The following is a 23,020-nucleotide window of genomic DNA, read 5'->3' on the forward strand; positions in this document are numbered from 1 at the left end:
GTGGAGAATCTGATCGCGCTGCTCGTCGCGGCGCCCCTGCTGGGAGCGGCCGTCCTGTTGTGCGGCGGCCGCCGGCTCGACCGGGCCGGGCACTGGCTCGGCACCCTGCTCGCCGCCGCCTCCTTCGTCATCGGGGCGGTGCTCTTCTTCGACATGCTGGGCAGGGGCGCCGAGGACCGGGCACTGCACCAGTACCTGTTCAGCTGGGTGCCGGTGGAGAGCTTCCGCGCGGACATCGCCTTCCGGCTCGACCAGTTGTCGATGACGTTCGTCCTGCTCATCACCGGCGTCGGCACGCTCATCCATGTGTACTCGATCGGGTACATGGCCCATGACGAGCGCCGGCGCCGCTTCTTCGGCTACCTGAACCTGTTCCTGGCGGCGATGCTGCTGCTGGTCCTCGCCGACAACTACCTGCTGCTGTACTTCGGCTGGGAGGGCGTCGGCCTCGCCTCGTACCTCCTGATCGGCTTCTGGCAGCACAAGCCCAGCGCGGCCACCGCCGCGAAGAAGGCCTTCCTGGTCAACCGGGTCGGCGACATCGGGCTGTCCATCGCCATCATGCTGATGTTCACCACCTTCGGGACGTTCGCCTTCGGCCCGGTGCTGTCGGCGGCGGACGGGGCGGGCGAGGGCGTGCTGACGGCCATCGGGCTGATGCTGCTGCTCGCCGCGTGCGGCAAGTCCGCGCAGGTGCCGCTCCAGTCCTGGCTCGGGGACGCGATGGAGGGCCCGACCCCCGTCTCGGCCCTCATCCACGCGGCCACGATGGTGACCGCCGGCGTCTACCTGATCACCAGGTCGGGCGCCATCTTCAACGCCGCCCCGGACGCGCAAGCGGCGGTCGTGGTGGTCGGCGCGGTCACGCTTCTCTTCGGTGCGATCGTCGGTTGTGCCAAGGACGACATCAAGAAGGCGCTCGCCGGTTCGACGATGTCGCAGATCGGCTACATGATCCTGGCGGCCGGACTCGGCCCGATCGGGTACGCCTTCGCGATCATGCACCTGGTGACGCACGGCTTCTTCAAGGCCGGGCTGTTCCTCGGCGCCGGTTCGGTCATGCACGGCATGAACGACGAGGTCGACATGCGGAAGTACGGCGGCCTCAGGAAGTACATGCCGGTCACCTTCGTCACTTTCGGACTCGGCTACCTGGCGATCATCGGCTTCCCGGGGCTGTCCGGCTTCTGGTCCAAGGACAAGATCATCGAGGCGGCCTTCGCCAAGGGGGGCACCGAGGGCTGGATCCTCGGCGCGGTCACCCTGCTGGGCGCCGGCATCACCGCGTACTACATGACCCGGGTGATGCTCATGACCTTCTTCGGCGAGAAGCGCTGGCAGCCCGCCCCCGACGCCGACGCGGTGCCCAGCGCCGAACCGGCCGCCGAGGGCCACGCCGGCCGGATGCCGCACCCGCACGAGTCCCCGAAGTCCATGACCGTCCCGATGATCGTGCTGGCCTTCGGTTCGGTCTTCGCGGGCGGTCTCTTCTCCCTCAACAGCGCCTTCGTCGACTGGCTGAAGCCGGTGACCGAGTTCGAGCACGGACACCCGCCGATCGGCGCGGGCGCGGTGACCGCCTCCACGGTCGTCGTCCTGCTGATCGGCGTCGGCATCGCGTACGCGCAGTACGGCCGCCGGCCCGTCCCGGTCGTCGCCCCGCGCGGCTCGCTGCTCACCCGCGCCGCCCGGCGCGACCTGCTCCAGGACGACTTCAACCACATCGTCCTGGTGCGCGGCGGCGAGCACCTCACCCGCTCGCTGGTCTACCTGGACCACACCGTGGTCGACGGGGTGGTCAACGGCACCGCCGCGTCGGTCGGCGGACTGTCCGGCCGGCTGCGCAGGATGCAGAACGGCTTCGCCCGCTCCTACGCGGTCTCGATGTTCGGAGGTACGGCGGTGCTGATCGCCGCGACCCTGCTGATGAGGGGGGTGTGACGCCATGTCGTTCCCGCTCCTGACGCTGACGGCGGCCGTCCCGGCCGCCGGCGCGATCCTCACCGCCGCCGTCCCGGCCGAGCGCCGCACGGCCGCCAAGTGGCTGGCCCTGCTGGTCTCGCTGGCCACGCTGGGCCTGGCCGCGGCCGTGGCCGTCCGGTTCGAACCGGGCGGCGCGCGCTACCAGCTCACCGAGTCCCACTCCTGGATCGCGGACTTCGGCGTCCGGTACGAACTGGGTGTGGACGGCATCGGGGTGGCGCTGATCGCGCTCACCGCGCTGCTGATCCCGTTCATCATCCTGGCGGGCTGGCACGACGCCGACCCTTCCCCGAGCTCTCGGCTCCGCTCGAGCGGGGGAGGCCCCGAGGAGACCCGGTCCCCTCTTCACTGGCGTCCGACCCAGGGCTTCTTCGCCCTGATCCTCATGGTCGAGGCGATGGTGATCCTCTCCTTCGAGGCCACCGACGTCTTCCTCTTCTACATCCTCTTCGAAGCCATGCTCATCCCGATGTACTTCCTCATCGGCGGCTTCGGGGACCGCGCCCACACGGGCACGGACGAGAACGCGGCGGCCCAGCGGTCCTACGCCGCCGTCAAGTTCCTGCTCTACAACCTGGTCGGCGGACTGATCATGCTGGCCGCCGTCATCGGGCTGTACGTGGTCGCCGGGAGCTTCTCCCTCACGGAGATCGCCGAGGCCCGGGCGAGCGGGTCGCTGGAGATGGCCACCACCACCGAGCGGCTGCTCTTCCTCGGGTTCTTCTTCGCCTTCGCGGTGAAGGCCCCGCTGTGGCCGCTGCACACCTGGCTGCCCAACGCGATGGGCGAGGCGACCGCGCCGGTGGCGGTGCTCATCACCGCCGTCGTCGACAAGGTCGGCACCTTCGCGATGCTCCGCTTCTGCCTCCAGCTCTTCCCCGAGGCGTCGAAGTGGGCCACCCCGGCGATCATCGTGCTGGCGCTGATCAGCATCGTCTACGGGGCGCTGCTCGCGGTCGGCCAGCGGGACATCAAGCGGCTGGTCGCCTACGCGTCGATCTCCCACTTCGGCTTCATCATCATGGGCATCTTCGCGATGACCAGCCAGGGCCAGTCCGGGGCGACGCTGTACATGGTCAACCACGGGATCTCGACGGCCGCGCTGATGCTGGTGGCCGGCTTCCTGATCACCCGGCGCGGGTCGCGGCTCATCGCGGACTACGGCGGGGTGCAGAAGGTGGCGCCGGTCCTGGCCGGGACGTTCCTCATCGGCGGCCTGGCCACGCTCTCGCTCCCCGGCCTCGCCCCCTTTGTCTCCGAATTCCTGGTGCTGGTCGGCACGTTCGCCCGGTACCCGGTGGCGGGCGTCATCGCCACCACCGGCATCGTGCTCGCCGCGCTCTACACGCTGGTGCTCTACCAGCGCACGATGACGGGCCCGGTGAAGGAGGAGGTGCGGGCGATGCCCGACCTCAAGGCGCGGGAACTGGTGGTGGTCGCCCCGCTGATCGCCCTGCTGCTGCTCCTGGGCGTGTACCCGAAGCCGCTGACCGAGATCGTCGACCCGGCCGTCCGGCACACCATGTCCGACGTGCACCAGAAGGACCCGGAACCGACCGTACCTGCTGAAGATGTGGAGGCGGCCAAGTGAGCGCAACAGCCGCAGCCGCTGTCCACAGCCTGTGGACAGCGGCGGCCGAACCGGCCGCCGCCGACAAGATCGGCGCACCGGCCATCGAGTACGCCCAGCTCGCACCCACGCTGATCGTGGTGGGCGCCGCCGTGGTGGGCGTGCTGCTGGAGGCCTTCGTGCCGCGCCGGGTCCGCTACCACGCCCAGGTGTTCCTCACCGTCGTGGCGCTCGCCGCCTCCTTCGCGGCGGTCGTCGCCCTGGCGGCCGGCGGGCACGCCACCACCAAGGCCGGCATCGTCGCGATGGGCGCCATCGCGGTCGACGGGCCCGCGCTGTTCCTCCAGGGCACCATCCTGCTGGCCTCGCTGGTCGCCGTCTTCACCTTCGCCGAGCGGCGGCTCGACCCCGCCCACCACGGGCACCGGGTCGACTCGTTCGCCGCCGAGGCGGCCGCCGTGCCCGGCAGCGACCACGAGAAGGCCGCCGTCAAGGCCGGGTTCACCACCAGCGAGGTCTTCCCGCTGGTGCTGTTCGCCGTGGGCGGGATGCTCGTCTTCCCGGCGGCCAACGACCTGCTGACGCTGTTCATCGCGCTGGAGGTCTTCTCCCTGCCGCTGTACCTGCTGTGCGCCGTCGCCCGCCGCAAGCGGCTGATGTCGCAGGAGGCCGCGGTCAAGTACTTCCTGCTGGGCGCCTTCTCCTCGGCCTTCCTGCTGTTCGGCATCGCCCTGCTGTACGGCTACGCGGGCTCCGTGTCGTACGCCCGCATCGCCGATGTGGTGGACGGCTCGGTCGGCGACATCACCCCGGCGCTCGCCCAGACCATGGGCAATGACGTCCTGCTGCTCATCGGCTTCGCCATGGTGCTGATGGGGCTGCTGTTCAAGGTCGGCGCGGTGCCGTTCCACATGTGGACCCCGGACGTCTACCAGGGCGCCCCCACACCGGTCACCGGCTTCATGGCGGCCGCGACGAAGGTCGCCGCGTTCGGCGCGATGCTGCGCCTGCTGTACGTGGTCCTCCCCGGGCTCCGCTGGGACTGGCGGCCCGTCATGTGGGGCGTCGCCATCGTCACCATGCTGGGCGGCGCGGTCGTCGCCATCACCCAGACCGACATCAAGCGGCTGCTCGCCTACTCGTCCATCGCCCACGCCGGGTTCATCCTCGCCGGTGTCATCGCGGCCACGCCCGACGGGGTGTCGTCCGTGCTGTTCTACCTGGGCGCCTACTCCTTCGTGACGGTCGGCGCCTTCGCCGTCGTCACCCTGGTGCGGGACGCGGGCGGCGAGGCCACACACCTGTCCAAGTGGGCCGGGCTCGGGCGGCGTTCGCCACTCGTCGCGGCCGTGTTCGCGGTGTTCCTGCTCGCCTTCGCCGGCATCCCGCTCACCTCCGGGTTCTCCGGCAAGTTCGCCGTCTTCAAGGCGGCGGCCGAGGGCGGCGCGGGGACGCTGGTGGTGGTCGGCGTCATCTCGTCGGCGATCGCCGCGTTCTTCTACATCAGGGTCATCGTGCTGATGTTCTTCAGTGAGCCCAAGCCGGAGGGGCCGACGGTCGCCGTGCCGTCGCCGCTGACCATGACGACCATCGCCGTCGGCGTCGCCGTCACGCTGGTGCTGGGCGTCGCACCGCAGTACTTCCTCGATCTGGCCGGCCAGGCGGGCGTCTTCGTCCGCTGAGGTCCGGCCGGCAGGCCGTCGCGCAGGGCCCGGTACCCGAGTGGGGGTGCCGGGCCCTGCGTACGCGTGCCATCGTGACACCACCGGATTGGTCTGGACCATGTGAAGGGGAGCGAACGATGCGCGGCACCACCGTGTTACCCGGCACGCCCTGCACCGCACCCGAGGAGGGCGTCCTGCCCATGCACCGCCTCGAAGTGCCCATGCCCAACGCCCTGCCGTTCGCGATCGGCACCTTCGACACCATCGGGCCGATGTCGAGGGCCGACTTCCCGCACCGGCACACCTTCTACGAGATCGTCCACATCACCGCCGGAACCGGCGCGCACGTGCTGGACCTCGCCCGGTTCGAACTGGACCCGCCCCACCTGTGCGTGATCGCACCGGGGCAGGTCCACCACTGGGAGGACGCGAGGGGGCTCGACGGAACCGTGGTGCTCTTCACCGAGGACTTCCTGCTCGATCACCCCGGCGACCGGGACGTGCTGCGGGGCTTCGCCGAACGCCCCTGGCTGACGCTCGACGACCACGAGCACGACCGGATCGCCCGTCTGACGGCCGACCTCCACGACGAGTACCGGCGCGGGGCCGAGGGGTTCCCCAGCGTCCTGCGGGCCCTGCTGCACGTCCTGGTCGTCCGGGCCGCCCGGCTACCCGGCCCCGCCGTCGGCACCGCCCCCGGCACCACCCGCCCCGGGGCGGTCGCCGACGCCTTCGCCCGGCTCCTCGCCCGCACCGATCCCGGGCTGTGGTCGGTACGCGCCTGCGCCGACCGCATCGGCGTCACGACCGGCTACCTCACCGAGACGGTCAAGGCCGCCACCGGCCGGACCCCCGGGCAACTGGTCCGGGAGGCCCGCACCCACGAGGCCAAACGACTGCTGGCGCACACCGGGCTGACGGTGCGGCAGGTCGCGGCCCGCGTCGGCTTCGCCGATCCGGCGTACTTCTGCCGCTTCTTCCGGCGCGAGACCGGCCTGAGCCCCGGCGCGTTCCGGCGCGGCGGCGATATTCACCACGACCACCGGATCGAGTCCATCGCCCGCCCGGGACCGGCTGCGTAGGTTCGGTGCCGATCCCCGACGCCCCCCTTCACGAGGAGCTGGCATGGACGGACACCCCAGCCGCAAGACCGTGCTGCGCGCCGCGCTCGCCGCCGGAGTCACCGCGCCCGCCGCGCTGATGGGCGTACCGGCGCTGGCCCGTACGGCCCTGGCCGGCACCACCGCGACCGGCACCGCGCCCGCGCCCACCCCGGCCTGCGACGACGGCGACGACCCCACCCCGCCGCAGATGGAAGGCCCCTACTTCAAGCCCCACTCGCCCCGGCGCACCTCCCTGCTGGAGCCCGGCGCACCGGGCACCCGCCTCACCGTCAGCGGCTACGTCTTCGGACTCGCCTGCCGCCCGCTGAGCGGGGTGCTGCTGGACTTCTGGCAGGCCGACGCCAACGGGGCGTACGACAACACGGGCTTCCGCTTCCGTGGCCACCAGTTCACCGGCGAGGGCGGGGCGTTCACCCTGACCACCATCGTGCCGGGGCTGTACCCGGGCCGGACCAGGCACCTGCACGTCAAGCTCCAGGCGCCCGGCCGCCCGGTGCTGACGACCCAGCTTTACTTCCCCGGGGAGCCCCGCAACAACACCGACGCGCTGTTCGACCCCCGGCTGCTGATGACCGTGCGGGACGCGGGGGGCGGCCGGGAGGCGGCGTTCGACTACGTCCTGGAGGTGCCGCAGACCCCCGGGCCCGGCCCGGACCCGACCCCGCCGCCCGGTGGCTCCACCTGGGCGGCGGGCACCACGTACCGGCCGGGTGACCGCGTCACGTACGGGGGCCTGGCCTACGGGTGCCTCCAGGGCCACACCGCGCAGCCGGGCTGGGAGCCGCCGAAGGCGCCGGCCCTGTGGCGGGCCGGCTGACCGGCCGGCCACGAGCGGGCGGGGGAACGGGCGGGGGACCCGTGCCGCCGCTCCGGTGGTGCGGGGCCGCGGCGGGCTCCCCCCACGGCCCGCCCGCCGGCCCGCACCGCCGTCCTCCGGCGGCGCCGCCGGGCGGGCCGTCCGGCCGGCGCCCGGCGGCGGGTGGCCGGTTGCGGCCCGCGCCCGGCGGCGGGTGGCCGGTGCGGGTCAGCGCGCGGCGGTGATCCGGCCGGCGACCTCGCCGAGACCCACCTTCGTGCCGTCCGGGCCCGGGGCCCAGGCGGTCAGCACGACCTCGTCGCCGTCCTCCAGGAACGTCCGCTTGCCGGTGGACAGTTCGACCGGCTCCTGGCCGTTCCAGGTCAGCTCCAGGAGCGAGCCGCGCTGGTGCACCTCCGGGCCGCTGACCGTGCCGGAGCCGAACAGGTCGCCGGTACGGAGCGAGGCGCCGTTGACCGTCATGTGCGCGAGCTGCTGCGCGGCCGTCCAGTACATGGTCGAGAAGGGCGGCTCGGAGACCGTCTCGCCGTTGATGCGCACGGTGATGTGCAGGTCGAAGCCGCCCGGCTCGTCGTCGGTGGCGTCGTCCAGGTAGGGGAGCAGCGGGAAGTCCCGGGCGGGCGGCGCCACCCGGGCGGCGTCCAGCGCCTCCAGGGGGGTCACCCAGGCGGACACGGAGGTCGCGAAGGACTTGCCCAGGAAGGGGCCGAGGGGGACGTACTCCCACGCCTGGATGTCGCGGGCCGACCAGTCGTTGAGGAGCGTCAGGCCGAAGACGTGGTCCCGGAAGGACGCGAGGGGCACGGGCCGGCCGAGCTCGGAGGGGGTGCCGACCAGGAAGCCGACCTCCGCCTCGATGTCCAGCTTGACGGACGGGCCGAAGACCGGCGCCGGGTCCGCGGGCGCCTTGCGCTGCCCGGCAGGGCGGACGATGTCCGTACCGGAGACGACGACCGTGCCGGACCGGCCGTGGTAGCCGATCGGCAGGTGCTTCCAGTTCGGGGTGAGGGGCTCCCCGTCCGGGCGGAAGATCCTGCCGACGTTGGTGGCGTGGTGCTCGGAGGCGTAGAAGTCGACGTAGTCGGCGACCTCGTACGGCAGGTGGAGCGTCACGCCGGCGAGGGGGTGCAGCAGCGGCTCTATGTCGGGGCGGTGCGCCGGGACCGTCAGCCAGGCGGTGAGCGCGCGGCGGACGTCGCGCCAGGCCGTACGGCCGGCGGCGAGCAGCGGGTTGAGACTCGGCTGGGCCAGCAGGGCCGCGTACGGCGAGCCCAGCGCGTGCGCGGCCGCCCCCGCGTCCAGGACGTGGTCGCCGATGCGGACGCCGAGCCGGCGGCGGCCGGGCTCGTCGGCGGTGGTGAAGACGCCGTACGGAAGGTTGTGCGGGCCGAAGGGGTCGCCTTCGGTCAGGTCGAGCGGGCTCTGCTCGGGCATCGGTGCTTGCCTCGCTTTCCACGTGTGTGGGGGACACGTTAGATCAGCCGGGCGTACGGGCAACGCGCTTCTCCCAGGTGTGGTGGAACACCACCTCGGAGCCTTCCGTGCAGATCACCTCGTCGGAGGTGAGGAAATGGGTGGCGTCGCAGCGCACCTCGGAGCGGGTGTCGACGGTGACGTTCCAGGGCAGGTCGGGGCGATGCAGACGGATCTTCCACTCCGAGCGGGTCCGCGCGGACAGGGGGTCCCGCTCCGTGATCGTCCACGTCTCCAGGGCGCTCTCGGTGATCTCCAGCCCGTCGGGGTAGGCGCGGGTTCCGCCGGGGCGGGGCGCGTCCTCCAGACGCCACAGGCCCTCATCGACGTCCCGGACGATCCGGCGCGCGGGCGGCCGGGTCCGCGTCTCGTCGAGGGTGGCCGGGACGGTGACGCCGAGGGGCGGGGCCTGTTCGGGTCCGCCGAAGGCGGGGGCGGCTGCCGGGCCGTCGGCGCCGGGGGCGCGGACCGGCAGCCGGAGGGCGCCGGCGCCGGGGTCGACGGTGAAACCGGCGGTGTGCGGGCCGGGCCAGAGGCAGGGCCAGTACGCGGAGGAGACCGCGAGCCGGACACGGTGGCCGGGCGCGAAGGCGTACCCCGTGCCGTCCAGGTCGACGACCACCTCCACCGGGCCGGCGGGCCGGCCGGAGAAGCCCAGGGAGCCCCGGGTGACGAGGGTGGACGAGCCGTCGGGCGCGACGTCGCAGAGGCGCACGGTGACCTGCCCGGTGGGGGCGTCGGTGCGCAGCGCCAGGGTGACGCGGGGGCGGCCGAGGATCTCGACGGGCGCCCCGCCCGGCGGGACGGGGAAGTCGAAGCACGCCGAGTGGGCGTCCTCGGCCCGCTGGTCGGGCGGTGGGCCGGAGTCGTCGCCGGACGGGACGGGGCGGCCGGCGTCCAGGCCCGTCTGCTGCGGGGAGCGCACCAGCACGGGCGGTCCCAGGAGGGCGTACGTGACCGGCGTGACGTCCGGCGAGGGCCAGGCGCCGTCGGCCACCCAGCGGCCGGGCCGCCCGGCCCCGGAGATCCAGGAGCGGAGGAGGGGCTCGGCCATGACGCCGGTGGGCCGGTCCTTCAGGTGGTGGTCCCACCAGCGGAGCGTCTCCTGGAGGAAGCCGATCGCCGGCCCGGGCTCCCCCTCCCGGTCCGGGTACCGGTGCCCCCAGGGCCCGATGATCCCCCGCACCCGCCCGGCCGGCAGCCGCTCGACGAGCCGGAGGACGGTGTCGCGGTACGGGTCGCTCCACCCGCCCACGGCCAGGACGGCCACGCCCCCGGGGCCGGGTTCGGCGGGGGCCGGGGCGGGCTCGTCCGGGGCCTCCGGCTCCGCCGGCCGGGCGGGGACGGGTGGCTCCAGCGCTTCCAGGCGCGTCAGCCACATGTCGCGCCAGGCGTCCCCCACGTACCGCGGGTCAGGCGGACGGGCGGCGTAGGCGAGCAGCGTGGCCGCCCGTGCGGGTGACCCGTCGGCGACGGCCGCGCCGCCCAGGTGGCGGTCCCCGGAGCCCTCCTCCCGCCCGTCGGGGCAGCAAACCGCGACGACCGCCCGGAGCGGCCCCGGGGCCCCGGCGGCCAGCCGCAGCGCGAGGGAGCCGCCCCGGCCGATGCCGAACATCCCCACCCGGCCCGCGCACCACGGCCGGGCGGCCAGCCAGGCGACCACCTCCGCGCCGTCGGCGAGCGCGGCCCCGGACCACGGGTCGTGCGGCAGGCCCTCGCTGTTGCCGTGCCCGCGCGCGTCGACCCGTACCGAGGCGTAGCCGTGGCCCGCGTACCAGGGATGGCGCTGCGCGTCGCGGGGCGCGGTCCAGTCGGTCAGCCGGTCCGGCTGGTACTCGAGGAGGGCCGGGACGGGCTCGTCGGTGAGCGGGCGCCAGACCCGGGCGTACAGCAGGGTGCCGTCCGCGAGCGGCACGCGGACGTCCTCGTGGACCGTTTCGTACGGGAAGGCGGTGCGGATCTTCATGGGGCCTCGGGACCCGTCTCGTCGGTGTTCCTGGCGGCTGCCCCGCCGGTGCCTCGGCGGCCTCCTCCCGGTGGCCTCGGCGGTACGGGACAAAGCGGTCTCTTTTGATCATATGAGCTGTTCTTGAACATACCGGGGGAGGGTGGAAGGCGCCCACGGTGATCAGAAGGGGACCGGATACGCTGACTTGAGTGAATCCAGCGACACATCGACAATCCGTGTGATCGTCAGCAGACAGGAGACCCCCTCGTGACCGCAGTCGGGCCGTTCGGGCTGAGCGTGCGGGACCAGGCTCTTGAGGCCGATGTCCAGACCGGATTGGCGGCCGTCGAGGCAGGGCTCCTCGATGCCACCAAGAGCGAGGTGCCGTTCATCACGGAGGCGGCACAGCACCTGGTACGGGCGGGCGGCAAGCGCTTCCGTCCGCTGCTGGTGATGCTCTCCGCCCAGTTCGGCGATCCGCACGCGCCGGGCGTCGTGCCCTCCGCCGTCGTCGTCGAGCTCACCCACCTGGCGACCCTGTACCACGACGACGTCATGGACGAGGCCGACGTACGCCGTGGGGTGGACAGCGCCAACGCCCGCTGGGGCAACTCGGTGGCCGTCCTGACGGGTGACTTTCTCTTCGCGCGCGCCTCGCACATCCTGGCGGACCTCGGCCCGGAGGCGGTACGCGTCCAGGCCGAGGCGTTCGAACGCCTGGTCACCGGGCAGATCCTGGAGACGGCCGGTCCGCGCGACGGACGCGACCCGGTCGACCACTACCTCGACGTGATCGCCGGCAAGACCGGCTCGCTGATCGCCGTCTCGGGCCGTTTCGGCGCGATGATGTCGGGCGCGGACGAGCGGGTCGTGGACATCCTCACGCAGTACGGCGAGCGGCTCGGCGTCGCCTTCCAGCTCGCCGACGACGTCCTGGACATCGCCTCCGACTCCCACGAGTCGGGCAAGACCCCGGGCACCGACCTGCGGGAGGGCATCCCCACCCTGCCCGTGCTGCTCCTGCGCGCCCGTGCGGCCGCGGGTGGCGCGGCGGAGGACCGGGAGCTGGTCGCGCTGCTGGACGGCGACCTCACGGACGACGCCCGGCACGCGGAGGCGCTGCGCCGGCTGCGCGTCCACCCGGCGCTGGAGCAGGCGCGGCGGGACACCGTCCGGTACGCCCAGGAGGCGCGGGCGACGCTGGCCCCGCTGCCGGACTGCTACGCGAAGTCCGCGCTGGAGGAGCTGTGCGACCTGGTGGTGCACCGCGCGGGCTAACCCGGTTTCCTCGGGGTCGTTGTCATCCCTGAGCAGTACGGAAGTCCAGCCCGGGGTCTGACGCCCCGGGGGGTGCCCGCTTGGTCAGATGGATCCAGGATGGATCGCTGACCTGTGGAGGTAGGCACACATGGCACCGAACGACAGCGCCGGACGCCGGAGGACGGCACGGTACGCGGTCCCGGTCGCGGTGGCGGGGGTGGCGGCGGCGACGATCGGGCTGGTCCCGGCGCTCGCGGCGTCCGGCGACCCCGATCTGCCGGGGATCACGGCACAGCAACTGGTGGAGAAAATCGCCGCGTCGGACGTGCAGCAGTTGTCCGGCACGGTGAAGGTGACGACCGACCTGGGGCTCCCGTCGCTGGCCGGGCTGGGCGGCGCGGGAGGCCCGGGCGGCGCCGAGACGGGCAAGCTGATGGAGCTGGCGTCCGGCACGCACACCCTGCGGGTGGCGGCGGACGGCCCCGACAAGCAGCGGCTGGACTTCGTGGACGGAGCGTCCGCCCAGTACAGCCTGGTGCACGACGGGAAGGACGCCTGGATCTACGACGGCGCGTCGAAGGAGGCCGTGCACTCGTCCGACGCCGGTCCGGCGGGCGGCGCGGAGGACCGTGAGCCGCGGCTCCCGGCCACCCCCAAGGACTTGGTGGACGAGGCGCTGAAGGCCGTCGACGCCACGACGTCGGTGACGGTGGACGGCACGGCGCGGATCGCCGGGCGGGACGCGTACCAGCTGGTGATCAAGCCCAAGCAGAGCGGCTCGACGATCGGGTCGATCAAGGTCGCGGTCGACGCGGCCAACGGCGTACCGCTGAAGTTCACGCTCACCCCGAGCGGGGGCGGCAAGGCCGCGATCGACGCGGGCTTCACCACGGTGGACTTCGCCCGCCCGGACGCCTCGGCGTTCACCTTCACGCCTCCGAAGGGCACGAAGGTGACGGAGGAGCCCGAGGGCCCCGCGCCGGCCCCCGGCAAGGGCCCCGAGGGCGGCAAGGTGCCCGGGGACGGCAAGGGGCTGCCGGCCGTCCCGGAGGAGTTCGCGGGCGGGGAGGGCTTCGACGTCATCGGCCGGGGCTGGACGTCGGTCGCCCGGCTCGCCGGCCCGGGCGGCGGCCTTCCCGCCGGTGCCCCGTCGGACGCCCCGTCGGACGTGCCGGCGGAGGCGCAGGGGTTCCTGGACGCGCTGGGGGACAAGGTGACCGGCAAGTTCGGCTCCGGCACGGTCTTCAAGACCCGTCTGGTCAACGCCCTGATGACCGACGACGGCAGGGTCTACGTGGGCGCGGTGAGCCCCGGGACGCTGGTCGCCGCGGCGAACGGCGACGCCACGAAGTAGCGGTGTCATGGTGGTGCCCCGCCCGGGTGGACTCCCGGGCGGGGCACTGCCGCTTCAGGTCCGGAACGGCTGGGTTCAGAACGTGAGGCGGAAGGCGTTGATGTAGCCGGTGTCCTGTGCGGCCACGTCCTGGACGCGCAGCTTCCACGCCCCGTTGGCCGCCTCGCCCGACGCGTCGACCGTGTAGGTGGTCTGGACGTTGTCGGCCGAGTCGCTGCTGCTGGAGTTCTTCAGGCGGTACGCCGTCCCGTCGGGCGCCAGCAGGTCGACGACCAGGTCGCCGCGCCACGTGTGGACGATGTCGACGCCCGCCTTGAGCGCCGCCGGGGCGTTGCCGGTACGGCCCGAGACGGTGACCGTCGAGGTCACGGCCGTGCCGTTGTCCGGGATGGCGACGTCGGCGGTGTTCTCGTAGGTGTCGCCCGTCGGCGGTTCGGTCGTCCCGGCCGACAGGGTCCAGATGGCGTGGGCGACCGCGTCGCTGTTCCGGTCGAGCGCGGTGTCGTTGATGTTGGACGTGCTGTCGCACGAGGAGTGGTAGCAGCGGTCGAAGGCCTGCCCGGCCGTGCCGCCCCACTTCTGCGCCTGGGCGCTGGTCTTCGTACGGCTCGCGCCGGTGAACAGGCCGCCGACCGGGATGCCCACGTTCTTGAACGAGGCGTGGTCGGAGCGGCCGTCGCCCTCGGTCTCGATCTCGGTCGGGACGCCGAGGCCGGCGAAGTAGTCCTTGAAGGTCTTCTCGATGGTGGGGTCGTCGTCGTAGACGAAGTAGCCGGGGTTGGGCGACCCGATCATGTCGAAGTTGAGGTAGCCGGAGACCTTGGCGCGCTCGGTGGCGGGCAGGTTGTTGACGTAGTGCTTCGAGCCGACCAGGCCGAGTTCCTCGGCGCCCCACCAGCCGAAGCGGAGGTGCTTGGCGGGCTGGAGCTGGGCGCGGGAGACGGCGAGCGCGGTCTCCAGCACGGCGGCGGAACCGGAGCCGTTGTCGTTGATGCCGGCTCCGGAGGAGACCGAGTCGAGGTGGGCGCCGGCCATGACGACCTGGTTGGCGTCGCCGCCGGGCCAGTCGGCGATGAGGTTGTAGCCGGTGGTGCCGTTGTACGTGAACTGCTGGACGGTGGTGGTGAATCCGGCGGCGTCCAGCTTGCCCTTCACGTAGTCGATCGAGGCCTTGTAGCCGGTGCGGCCGTGGGCGCGGTTGCCGCCGTTGGCGCCGGCTATGGACTGGAGCTGGGCGAGGTGCGCCTTGACGTTGGCGACGGGGATGTCGGGCGCGGCCACCGCGGCGGTGGCGGTGGCGGCGGCCGTGGTGGCCGCCGGGGCCGAGGGCGCGGTGGTGCGTGCCGAGGTGGCCGCCGTGGCCGCCGGTGCGGCGGTGGACAGGAGGCCGGCGACCGCGAGCGCGGCGATGGCGGCGGTGCGTCTGGGTATGTGGTGGTGGGCGGAGAGGCTCATGTGGGGGCTCCGGATTCCGTACGGGGATGGGACGGAACGTGCGAGACGCCCCGGGCCGGGATCGGCGCGGGGCGTTGGAGCTGGTGAAGCTGATGGAGCTACTGGTGCGATGTGCGTGCTGAATGTTCAGCGAGAGTTTGACCTACCGTCAAGGGCGTAATCCGGTCACGGGCGTTCGCATATCGGACCGTTCTTGCTCCCGAACGGTCGCGGAACGCACACCACCACAGGCCCCCCGCGCCGGCGGCTACTGGACGCAGAACTCGTTGCCCTCCGGGTCCGCCATCACGGTCCACTCGCCGCCCGGCTCCTTGACGTGGCGCAGCACGGACGCGCCCAGCGCCTCCAGCCGGGACACCTCCGCGTCCCGCCGGCCGGGAGCGGCGTGCACATCGAGGTGCAGGCGGTTCTTCCCGGTCTTCGGTTCCGGTACGCGCTGGAAGAGCAGCCGCCTGCCCAGTCCGGTGCCGGTCGTCTCGTCGTACGGATCGTCCGGATGCCGGACGGCGGCCAGATCCCGGAACGCCCGGCGGTCGCCGACGAGGACGGTGTCGGTCTCCGTCACGTACCCCAGCCCCATCAGCCGGTCGATGTGGGCGCTGTTGTCCTCGGCCAGGTACCCGAGGGCCCCGGCCCAGAAGGCGGTCTGCGCGTGCGGGTCGGTGGCGTCGATCACGAGCTTCCAGTGGAGCGGTGTCATGTAACTACTTATAGTGGTTACGTGAGTGAGTCCGCAACGGGTCTGACCCTGTACACGCCGGAGGGCCGCCCCTTCCGCTTCGACCCGGGTGCCCTGTGCCTGGAGCTGCTGCCCACGGGCGGCCCCGGGCCCCTCGCCCGGTACGAGGTCCTCGACACGCCGGCCGGGCTGGCGGAGTGGGTGGCGGCGAGCCGCCTCGACCCGCCGGGCCTGCCCCTGCCACCCGTCGGGGAGCCGGACCTGGCGGCGGTCCGGGAGCTGCGCGACGCGCTGCACGTGCTCACCGCCGCCCGGGCGCACGGCCGCCCGCTCGACGCCGCCGCGCTGGCGGTGGTGAACGGCGCGGCCGCCGCCCCGCCGCCGGCCGTGCGGATGACGGCGGACGGCCGGCGGGAGTGGGTGCCCGGCGCGGGCGTGGCCGGGCTGCTGTCGATGGTCGCCCGGGACGCGATCGACCTGTTCACCGGAGCCTGGGCGGCGGCGGGCCGGATCCGCGAGTGCGGCGCCCACGACTGCTCGCTGCTCTTCGTCGACACCTCCCGGCCCGGCCGCCGCCGCTGGTGCGCGATGGAGCGGTGCGGCAACCGCCAGAAGGTGCGGGCCCACCGGGCCCGCGGCCATCCGGAAGGAGAAGCGTGATGCCCACCGGACCGACCCGCGACGCGGGCTGGGAGATCGGCGTGTTCTCCGCGGCCGGGCCAGGCAAGGCCGTGCTCCTTAGGGCGTGCGCTCCGCGGACGCGGCCCCCGGCCGGGAGGCGCCGGCGCGGCCCCGGGTCGCCGGGGCGTCCTCGGCGAGCCGGTCCGCCCGGCGGCCCGGCTCGCTGTCGTCCGGGCGGGCGGCGGGAACGGTAACCGGCCGGTCCGCCGGACGGGCCGCCTCCCCGTCCGCCTCGGCCCCGGCCGCCGCCGCTGCCGCGCGCCGCAGGGCCGCCGCCTCCGCCCTCGTACGCCGCGAGGTCCGCAGCGCGTCCCAGGTCAGGATCGTCAGGGCCAGCCAGACCAGCGAGAAGCCCGCCCACCGCTCCGGCGGCATCTCCTCGTGGAAGTACACGACGCCGAGCAGGAACTGGAACACCGGCGCCAGGTATTGCAGGAGCCCCAGCGTGGACAGCGGCACCCGGATCGCCGCCGCGCCGAAACAGACCAGCGGCACGGCGGTGACCACGCCGGTCGCGGCGAGCAGGGCCGCGTGGCCGGCGCCCTCGGTGCCGAAGTGCGCCGAGCCCCGGGAGCCCAGCCACAGCAGGAAGGCCAGCGCGGGCAGGAACTGGATCGCGGTCTCCGCCGCCAGTGACTCCAGGCCCCCGATGTTGACCTTCTTCTTCACCAGCCCGTAGATGGCGAAGGAGAACGCCAGGATGAGGGAGATCCACGGCGGCCGCCCGTAGCCCACCGCCAGCACCACCACCGCCGCGAAGCCCGTGCCGACCGCCGCCCACTGCGCCGGGCGGAGCCGCTCCTTGAGCAGCAGGACCCCCATCGCGATGGTGACCAGCGGGTTGATGAAGTAGCCGAGCGAGGCCTCGACGACCTGCCCGGCGTTCACGGCCCAGATGTACAGGCCCCAGTTGACGGTGATCACCGAGGCGGCTATCGCGATGAGTCCGAGCTTGCGGGGCCGGCGCAGCAGCTCGCGCACCCAGCCCCAGCGGCGCAGGGCAAGGAGGGCCACGCCGACGACGGCCAGGGACCAGACCATGCGGTGGGCCAGGATCTCGATGGCCCCGGCAGGCTTCAGCAGCGGCCAGAAGAGCGGCACGAGCCCCCACATGCCGTAGGCGCTGATGCCGTAGAGGAGTCCTGCCCGCTGCTCGCCGCCGTTCTTCGCCACCACTGGCCGCCCCGTCCTTCCCGCCGTGCCCCGCGCTACGCCCTGCCGTCGACGGTAGCGCCGGGCGAGGGCGGCTGTCATGCCCGTACCGGCATACGGTCATGACAGCTCCGTCACAGTGCGCGTCACGGCCGGCGGAGGGGACCGCCGGCCGGCACTCGGCGGCGTCCGGCGGGCGTACGGTGCCGACGACGAGGCCCGGGCCTCCTGAGGAGGACCCGGGCCTTCGAGCGGTGGCGGCGACGCCCGCCGCGGAACGTCAGCCGACGACCGTCCAGGTGTCCTTGCCCGCGAGCAGCGCGGCGAGGTCGCCCTTGCCGTTCAGCTCGACGGCCGCGTCGAGCTGGTCGGCCATCTGCGTGTCGTACACGGGACGTTCGACGGACCGGAACACCCCGATGGGCGTGTGGTGCAGAGTGTCCGGGTCCGCGAGCCGGGACAGCGCGAACGCCGTGGTGGGGCTCGCGCTGTGGGCGTCGTGGACCAGGATCCGGTCCTCGTTCTCCGGAGTCACCACGACGACCTTCAGATCACCGGTGGCCGGGTCCCGCACGACACCCTTGGCGCCGTCCGGGCCGAAGCGGATCGGCTGCCCGTGCTCCAGGCGGATCACCGCCTCCTCCGCCTGCTCCTTGTCCTTCAGTGCCTCGAAGGCGCCGTCGTTGAAGATGTTGCAGTTCTGGTAGATCTCCACCAGCGCCGTGCCGGGGTGGTCGGCGGCCTGCCGCAGCACCTCGGTGAGGTGCTTGCGGTCCGAGTCGACGGTCCGCGCCACGAACGACGCCTCCGCGCCGATCGCCAGCGACACCGGGTTGAACGGCGCGTCGAGCGAGCCCATCGGCGTCGACTTGGTGACCTTGCCGACCTCGGACGTCGGGGAGTACTGCCCCTTGGTGAGCCCGTAGATCCGGTTGTTGAACAGCAGGATCTTGAGGTTGACGTTGCGCCGCAGGGCGTGGATCAGGTGGTTGCCGCCGATGGACAGCGCGTCGCCGTCGCCCGTGACGACCCATACGGACAGATCGGTGCGGGAGGAGGCCAGACCGGTCGCGATCGCGGGCGCACGGCCGTGGATCGAGTGCATCCCGTAGGTGTTCATGTAGTACGGGAAACGGGAGGAGCAGCCGATCCCGGAGACGAAGACGATGTTCTCCTTCGCCAGGCCGAGCTCGGGCATGAAGCCCTGCACGGCGGCGAGGATCGCGTAGTCACCGCAACCGGGGCACCAGCGCACTTCCTGGTCGGACTTGAAGTCCTTCATGGACTGCTTGGCCTCGGCCTTGGGCACCAGCTTCAGCGCCTCAGTCATGGATGGCCTCCTTGAGAGCCGTGGCGAGCTGCTCGGCCTTGAACGGCATGCCGTTCACCTGGTTGTAGCTGTGTGCGTCGACCAGATATTTCGCCCTGATGAGAGTGGCGAGCTGGCCCAGGTTCATCTCCGGCACGACGACCTTGTCGTACCGCCGGAGCACGACCCCGAGGTTCTTCGGGAAGGGGTTGAGGTGGCGCAGGTGGGCCTGGGCGATGGACTCGCCGGCCGACCGCAGCCGCCGCACCGCCGCCGTGATCGGCCCGTACGTCGAGCCCCAGCCCAGCACCAGGGTGCGGGCGGCGGAACCCGGGTCGTCGACCTCCAGCTCCGGCACGTCGATGCCGTCGATCTTGGCCTGCCGGGTGCGGACCATGAAGTCGTGGTTGGCCGGGTCGTAGGAGATGTTGCCCGTGCCGTCCTGCTTCTCGATGCCGCCGATGCGGTGCTCCAGCCCGGGCGTGCCGGGCAGCGCCCACGGGCGGGCCAGCGTCTCGGGGTCGCGCTTGTACGGCCAGAAGACCTCGGTGCCGTCGGGCAGGGTGTGGTTGGGCCCGGTGGCGAACCGGACGCCCAGGTCGGGCAGCTCCTCCAGGTCCGGGATGCGCCACGGCTCCGAGCCGTTGGCCAGGTAACCGTCGGAGAGCAGGAACACCGGGGTCCGGTAGGTCAGCGCGATACGCGCCGCCTCCAGGGCCGCGTCGAAGCAGTCCGCCGGGGTCCTCGGTGCCACGACCGGTACCGGGGCCTCGCCGTTGCGCCCGTACATCGCCTGGAGCAGGTCGGCCTGCTCGGTCTTGGTCGGCAGACCGGTGGACGGGCCGCCGCGCTGGATGTCCACGATCAGTAGCGGCAGCTCCAGCGAGACCGCGAGCCCGATGGTCTCCGACTTCAGCGCCACACCGGGGCCCGACGTGGTGGTGACCGCCAGCGACCCGCCGAAGGCCGCGCCCAGGGCGGCACCGATGCCGGCGATCTCGTCCTCCGCCTGGAAGGTGCGGACGCCGAAGTTCTTGTGCTTGGACAGCTCGTGCAGGATGTCCGAGGCCGGGGTGATCGGGTACGACCCCAGGTACAGCGGCAGGTCGGCCTGCCGGGACGCGGCGATCAGGCCGTAGGACAGCGCCAGGTTCCCGGAGATGTTGCGGTAGGTGCCGGTGGGGAACGCCTTGGTGGCCGGGCCCACCTCGTAGGAGACGGCGAAGTCCTCGGTCGTCTCGCCGAAGTTCCAGCCCGCCCGGAACGCGGCCACATTGGCCTCGGCGATCTCCGGCTTCCTGGCGAACTTCTGCCGCAGGAACTTCTCGGTGCCCTCGGTCGGCCGGTGGTACATCCAGCTGAGCAGCCCGAGCGCGAACATGTTCTTGGAACGCTCGGCCTCCTTGCGGGACAGGCCGAACTCCTTGAGCGCCTCGATCGTCAGGGTCGTCAGCGGTACCGGGTGGACCCGGTACCCGTCCAGGGACCCGTCCTCCAGGGGCGAGGTCTCGTAACCGACCTTCGCCATGGCGCGCTTGGCGAACTCGTCGGTGTTGACGATGATCTCGCCGCCGCGCGGCACGTCGCCGATGTTCGCCTTCAGCGCGGCGGGGTTCATCGCGACCAGGACGTTCGGCGCGTCACCCGGGGTGAGGATGTCGTGGTCGGCGAAGTGCAGCTGGAAGGACGAGACGCCCGGCAGGGTGCCGGCGGGGGCGCGGATCTCGGCCGGGAAGTTCGGCAGGGTCGACAGGTCGTTGCCGAACGACGCCGTCTCCGACGTGAACCGGTCACCCGTGAGCTGCATACCGTCGCCCGAGTCACCCGCGAAGCGGATGATCACCCGGTCCAGACGGCGTACTTCCTTCTCCGCACCGTTGCGGCCGGGGCCGCCACGCTGTTCCCCGACGACGGCCTCGCCGGCCGCCTCGCCGGCTCCGCCGGACCCGTCGGCCTGCTCGGCTGGGCTACTGACCTGGCTGGTCACTGAACTGGACCTCCCTCGAGACAAGGGGCCACCCCGCCGTCGGCGGGGGAACGCTCGGGAGACAGCCGGCCCACCGGCCGTCCCAAGGCCCACCCTACGTCCGTAAGGGTCGCCTTCCCTGGACCGCTCACATGATGGACGTCTCTCTGAGACATCCTTACGCCCTGGATCATCATGCTTCGTCTCCCCCCGCGCCGTTCGGTAACGACGCTCCCGACTCATCCTTCGGTACCGGGCCCTGCGGCAGGCTCAGTGGCCGGTGGAGCCGGCTGCGCGGGCGCCGCACGTCAGCCGTTCAGATAGGTCAGCACCGCGAGCACCCGCCGGTGGTCACCGTCGCTCGGCGACAGCCCGAGCTTCAGGAAGATGCTGCTCACGTGCTTCTCCACCGCGCCTTCGCTCACCCGCATCTCACGGGCGATCGCGGAGTTCGTCCTGCCCTCCGCCATCAGACCGAGGACCTCCCGCTCGCGCGGCGTCAGCGCCGCCAGCACGTCCTGCTTGCGGCTGCGGCCCAGCAACTGGGCCACCACCTCCGGATCCAGCGCGGTGCCGCCCCGGGCCACCCGCACCACCGCGTCCACGAACTCCCGGACGTCGGCGACCCGGTCCTTCAGCAGATAGCCCACGCCCCGGCTGCTCCCGGCCAGCAGCTCCGTGGCGTACCGCTCCTCCACGTACTGCGACAGCACCAGCACGCCGATGCCCGGGTGCTCCTTCCGGAGCCGCACCGCCGCCCGCACCCCCTCGTCGGTGTGGGTCGGCGGCATCCGCACGTCGGCGACCACCACGTCCGGCAGCGCGTCCTCGACCGCCAGCGCGTCCACCGTCTTGACCAGCGCCTCGCCGTCCCCGACACCGGCGACGACATCGTGCCCCCGGTCGGTCAGCAGCCGGGTCAGTCCCTCCCGGAGCAGTACGGAATCCTCCGCGATGACCACCCGAACCCTGTCCTCCACCACGAGCCGCATCCCCCATGAATCGATGTCCACGACGCGGTTCCCGCGTCTGGGACCCAGCATCCCAGCCGCCGGTCGCCGACGGGCCGGCCTGTGGACAACTGGCCGGCCGACGGCGGGGAAGCGGCCACCGGGACGGGGGAGGGGACGCGCCGGGAAGCGGTCACCGGGGCGGGGGAGGGGACGCGCCGGGAGGCGGACACCGCGGGGACGCCGCGGTCGCCGCCCCCGCCCGGGAGGGCGGGGGCACGGCAGCCGGACCGGCGCAGCGGCCGGGGGTGTCAGCCCCTCCAGGGCAGCTCGGCGGTGACCGTCGTCGGCCCCCCGGCCGGCGACTGCACGGCGAGGATGCCGTCCACCGCGTCCAGCCGCTCCGTCAGCCCCGCGAGGCCCCTGCCCCCGGTCACGTCCGCGCCGCCACAGCCGTCGTCCGTCACCTGGAGCATCAGCCTGTCGTTCACTCGCCATACGTCGACCGTGGCACGCGTGGCTCGTGAGTGCTTCGAGACGTTCTGGAGGAGCTCCGAGACGGTGAAGTAGGCGATCCCCTCGATCGCCGCCGCCGGCCGCGTCGGCAGATCCACCTCCACCCGCACCGGCACGGTGCAGCGGGAGGCCACCGCGGACAGGGCGGCGTCCAGTCCGCGGTCGGTGAGGACGGCGGGGTGGATGCCCCGGGCCAGGTCGCGCAGCTCCTGGAGGGCGAGCTTCACCTCGCCGTGCGCCTCGTCGACCATGGCGGCCGCCGTCCGCGGGTCCTCCAGCAGCTTCTCCTTCGCCAGACCCAGATCCATGGCGAGGGCCACCAGCCGGGCCTGGGCGCCGTCGTGCAGGTCCCGCTCGATACGGCGCAGGTCGGCGGCGGCCGTGTCGACGACCACCCCCCGGTCCGACTCCAGCTCCACCACGCGGGTCGCCAGCCGCGACGGACTCAGCAGCCCGGTCACCATCAGCCGGTCCACCGTCGCCAGCGCCCGGATCACCCACGGTGTGACCAGCACGAACAGCAGCCCCACCAGGCTGGTCGCCGCTATCTCCAGCGGGGAGTCCAGGTAGAAGTCGTGCGTCCCGTCGCCGTACAGCTGAAGACCGCCCACCCCCGCGTACACCGGGAAGACCCACCGCCACAGCGGGTACGTCAGGAAGCCCCAGCCGTATGTCCAGAAGACCACCGCGACCGTGAAGGCGAAGATCGCCCACGGCATGTGCACCACCGAGTAGAGGAAGTGGCGCCAGGACTCGCCGCTCTTGAGGACGCCGCCCACCCAGCCCATCAGCCCGCCCCCGGACCGGCCCCGCACGGGCGACGGAGCGGCGATCTTCAACCCCAGCAGGCGCCGCGCCCGCGCCCGCTCCACCGCGCCGAAACCACGGCACATGACCAGGGCGGCGGCGAGCAGCGGAATGCCGAGGAAGGTGACGACCAGGCCGGCGCCGAGCGACACCATGGCTATGGACGAGGCGAAGAAGAAGATGCTCAGCGGCAGTCCGGTCAGCAGATACCCGAACTCGCGCCACGTCCGGGCCTCGAAGGGTGCCCGCAACGCCGCGGGAAGGCGGTGCTGCCCGGTCTCCGGTCCATAAGCCAGGGCCATCGGAAAGTCC

General features: G+C 72.6%; 17 protein-coding genes. 8 read left to right on the forward strand and 9 right to left on the reverse strand.

What is annotated here, in order from left to right; all coding sequences use genetic code 11:
• The 5 genes from nuoL (at window position 1) to ACZ7LK_RS06350 (ending at window position 7,158) form a co-directional block, all read left to right on the forward strand.
• A complete protein-coding gene (gene nuoL / locus ACZ7LK_RS06330) occupies window positions 1-1,941 on the forward strand; it encodes an NADH-quinone oxidoreductase subunit L (protein WP_471138704.1) in 1,941 nt (646 codons plus the stop codon).
• Between the two features lie 4 nt (window positions 1,942-1,945).
• Window positions 1,946-3,574 carry an NADH-quinone oxidoreductase subunit M gene (locus ACZ7LK_RS06335; protein ID WP_469464061.1) on the forward strand — a complete coding sequence of 543 codons (1,629 nt, stop codon included), beginning with the start codon at window positions 1,946-1,948 and terminating at the stop codon, window positions 3,572-3,574.
• Window positions 3,571-5,235, forward strand: a complete 1,665-nt coding sequence (nuoN, locus tag ACZ7LK_RS06340; RefSeq protein WP_392272577.1) for an NADH-quinone oxidoreductase subunit NuoN — start codon at window positions 3,571-3,573, stop codon at window positions 5,233-5,235. Before ACZ7LK_RS06335 ends, nuoN begins: the two co-directional genes overlap by 4 nt.
• Window positions 5,236-5,354: 119 nt before the next feature.
• Complete coding sequence (locus ACZ7LK_RS06345; RefSeq protein ID WP_392272576.1) at window positions 5,355-6,299, forward strand: helix-turn-helix transcriptional regulator; 945 nt, start codon at window positions 5,355-5,357, stop codon at window positions 6,297-6,299.
• A gap of 43 nt (window positions 6,300-6,342) precedes the next feature.
• Window positions 6,343-7,158, forward strand: coding sequence for a dioxygenase family protein (locus tag ACZ7LK_RS06350; protein WP_471138706.1), 816 nt, complete (start codon window positions 6,343-6,345; stop codon window positions 7,156-7,158).
• A gap of 207 nt (window positions 7,159-7,365) precedes the next feature.
• Here the strand turns inward: ACZ7LK_RS06350 and fahA are convergent, their stop codons facing one another.
• Window positions 7,366-8,592 carry a fumarylacetoacetase gene (gene fahA / locus ACZ7LK_RS06355; RefSeq protein WP_392272574.1) on the reverse strand — a complete coding sequence of 409 codons (1,227 nt, stop codon included), beginning with the start codon at window positions 8,590-8,592 and terminating at the stop codon, window positions 7,366-7,368.
• A gap of 43 nt (window positions 8,593-8,635) precedes the next feature.
• Window positions 8,636-10,597 (reverse strand): CocE/NonD family hydrolase, encoded by a 1,962-nt coding sequence (locus ACZ7LK_RS06360; protein ID WP_471138708.1) that lies wholly within the window; start codon window positions 10,595-10,597, stop codon window positions 8,636-8,638.
• Window positions 10,598-10,846: 249 nt separating this feature from the next.
• Between ACZ7LK_RS06360 and ACZ7LK_RS06365 the strand changes: the two genes are divergently transcribed.
• On the forward strand, window positions 10,847-11,857 hold the full coding sequence (locus ACZ7LK_RS06365) for a polyprenyl synthetase family protein (RefSeq protein ID WP_392272572.1): 1,011 nt from the start codon (window positions 10,847-10,849) through the stop codon (window positions 11,855-11,857).
• A gap of 130 nt (window positions 11,858-11,987) precedes the next feature.
• A complete protein-coding gene (locus ACZ7LK_RS06370) occupies window positions 11,988-13,193 on the forward strand; it encodes a LolA family protein (protein WP_471138710.1) in 1,206 nt (401 codons plus the stop codon).
• Window positions 13,194-13,268: 75 nt separating this feature from the next.
• Here the strand turns inward: ACZ7LK_RS06370 and ACZ7LK_RS06375 are convergent, their stop codons facing one another.
• Together ACZ7LK_RS06375 and ACZ7LK_RS06380 are read right to left on the reverse strand one after the other, a co-directional pair.
• Entirely contained in the window at window positions 13,269-14,648 is a 1,380-nt protein-coding gene (locus ACZ7LK_RS06375; RefSeq protein WP_392272570.1) for a M28 family peptidase, read from the reverse strand.
• A 247-nt stretch (window positions 14,649-14,895) separates the two neighbouring features.
• Window positions 14,896-15,348, reverse strand: a complete 453-nt coding sequence (locus ACZ7LK_RS06380; RefSeq protein WP_392272569.1) for a VOC family protein — start codon at window positions 15,346-15,348, stop codon at window positions 14,896-14,898.
• 21 nt (window positions 15,349-15,369) lie between these two features.
• Between ACZ7LK_RS06380 and ACZ7LK_RS06385 the strand changes: the two genes are divergently transcribed.
• A complete protein-coding gene (locus ACZ7LK_RS06385; protein WP_392272568.1) occupies window positions 15,370-15,987 on the forward strand; it encodes a CGNR zinc finger domain-containing protein in 618 nt (205 codons plus the stop codon).
• A 78-nt stretch (window positions 15,988-16,065) separates the two neighbouring features.
• Here the strand turns inward: ACZ7LK_RS06385 and rarD are convergent, their stop codons facing one another.
• The 5 genes from rarD to ACZ7LK_RS06410 all read right to left on the reverse strand — a co-directional run bounded on the left by rarD (window position 16,066) and on the right by ACZ7LK_RS06410 (window position 23,010).
• Window positions 16,066-17,121: an EamA family transporter RarD gene (rarD, locus tag ACZ7LK_RS06390; RefSeq protein ID WP_392272695.1), complete on the reverse strand. Its 1,056-nt coding sequence runs from the start codon at window positions 17,119-17,121 to the stop codon at window positions 16,066-16,068.
• Window positions 17,122-17,440: 319 nt separating this feature from the next.
• Window positions 17,441-18,490, reverse strand: coding sequence for a 2-oxoacid:ferredoxin oxidoreductase subunit beta (locus tag ACZ7LK_RS06395; RefSeq protein ID WP_471138713.1), 1,050 nt, complete (start codon window positions 18,488-18,490; stop codon window positions 17,441-17,443).
• The gene (locus ACZ7LK_RS06400) at window positions 18,483-20,456 is read right to left on the reverse strand and encodes a 2-oxoacid:acceptor oxidoreductase subunit alpha (protein WP_392272566.1); all 1,974 of its coding nucleotides are present in this window, start codon (window positions 20,454-20,456) and stop codon (window positions 18,483-18,485) included. The genes ACZ7LK_RS06395 and ACZ7LK_RS06400 overlap by 8 nt, the downstream gene beginning before the upstream one ends.
• Before the next feature lie 287 nt (window positions 20,457-20,743).
• Entirely contained in the window at window positions 20,744-21,415 is a 672-nt protein-coding gene (locus ACZ7LK_RS06405; protein ID WP_392272694.1) for a response regulator transcription factor, read from the reverse strand.
• 281 nt (window positions 21,416-21,696) lie between these two features.
• Entirely contained in the window at window positions 21,697-23,010 is a 1,314-nt protein-coding gene (locus ACZ7LK_RS06410) for a sensor histidine kinase (protein WP_471138715.1), read from the reverse strand.
• Window positions 23,011-23,020 lie beyond the last annotated feature (10 nt).

The sequence above is a fragment of the Streptomyces sp. NPDC039423 genome (genome assembly GCF_055598725.1).